Annotated in this window: 1 tRNA gene and 2 rRNA genes; all 3 read left to right on the top strand. The window is 51.3% G+C overall.

The window, feature by feature from the left end:
• Nucleotides 1-975 (top strand): 23S ribosomal RNA (locus AC3YOG_RS20635); the annotation flags it as partial.
• Nucleotides 976-1,090: 115 nt separating this feature from the next.
• Nucleotides 1,091-1,206: ribosomal RNA gene (gene rrf / locus AC3YOG_RS20630) — 5S ribosomal RNA — on the top strand.
• 7 nt (nt 1,207-1,213) lie between these two features.
• Nucleotides 1,214-1,288, top strand: a tRNA-Asn gene (locus AC3YOG_RS20625).
• Nucleotides 1,289-1,372: the final 84 nt, after the last annotated feature.

Genomic DNA, 1,372 nt, shown 5'->3' with positions numbered 1-1,372 from the left:
CTAAGGTAGCGAAATTCCTTGTCGGGTAAGTTCCGACCCGCACGAAAGGCGTAACGATCTGGGCACTGTCTCAACGAGAGACTCGGTGAAATTATAGTACCTGTGAAGATGCAGGTTACCCGCGACAGGACGGAAAGACCCCGTGGAGCTTTACTGTAGCTTGATATTGAATTTTGGTGCAACTTGTACAGGATAGGTAGGAGCCTTAGAGCCCGGAGCGCCAGCTTCGGAGGAGGCGTCGGTGGGATACTACCCTGGTTGTATTGAAATTCTAACCCATGCCCGTGACCCGGGCAGGAGACAGTGTCAGGCGGGCAGTTTGACTGGGGCGGTCGCCTCCCAAAGTGTAACGGAGGCGCCCAAAGGTTCCCTCAGAATGGTTGGAAATCATTCGAAGAGTGTAAAGGCAGAAGGGAGCTTGACTGCGAGACCTACAAGTCGAGCAGGGTCGAAAGACGGGCTTAGTGATCCGGTGGTTCCGCATGGAAGGGCCATCGCTCAACGGATAAAAGCTACCCCGGGGATAACAGGCTTATCTCCCCCAAGAGTCCACATCGACGGGGAGGTTTGGCACCTCGATGTCGGCTCATCGCATCCTGGGGCTGTAGTCGGTCCCAAGGGTTGGGCTGTTCGCCCATTAAAGCGGTACGCGAGCTGGGTTCAGAACGTCGTGAGACAGTTCGGTCCCTATCCGTCGTGGGCGTAGGAAATTTGAGAGGAGCTGTCCTTAGTACGAGAGGACCGGGATGGACACACCGCTGGTGTACCAGTTGTCTTGCCAAAGGCATCGCTGGGTAGCTATGTGTGGACGGGATAAGTGCTGAAAGCATCTAAGCACGAAGCCCCCCTCAAGATGAGATTTCCCTTTACGCAAGTAAGTAAGATCCCTCAAAGACGATGAGGTAGATAGGTTCGGGGTGGAAGCATGGCGACATGTGCAGCTGACGAATACTAATCGATCGAGGACTTAACCAATTTGTTTGTTTCTGATGTCCTTTATCCAGTTTTGAAAGAATAAAATTTTATTAAAAAAACACTTGCAAAAATGCACAGAGTTGATATAATAATACTTGTTCTTTTAAAAACAATGTCTAGTGATGATGGCGAAGAGGTCACACCCGTTCCCATACCGAACACGGAAGTTAAGCTCTTCAGCGCCGATGGTAGTTGGGGGTCTCCCCCTGTGAGAGTAGGACGTCGCTAGGCGATATATTCCGAAGTAGCTCAGTGGTAGAGCAACCGGCTGTTAACCGGTTGGTCGTAGGTTCGAGTCCTACCTTCGGAGCCATTTTTATGTTAATTTGCTTCCATAGCTCAGTTAGGTAGAGTGCTTCCATGGTAAGGAAGAGGTCACCGGTTCGAGCCCGGTTGG

The organism is Devosia sp. Z6_126, from assembly GCF_058133495.1.
The sequence above is the reverse complement of the archived record's forward strand: the minus strand, read 5'-3'. Positions and strand labels throughout refer to the sequence as shown.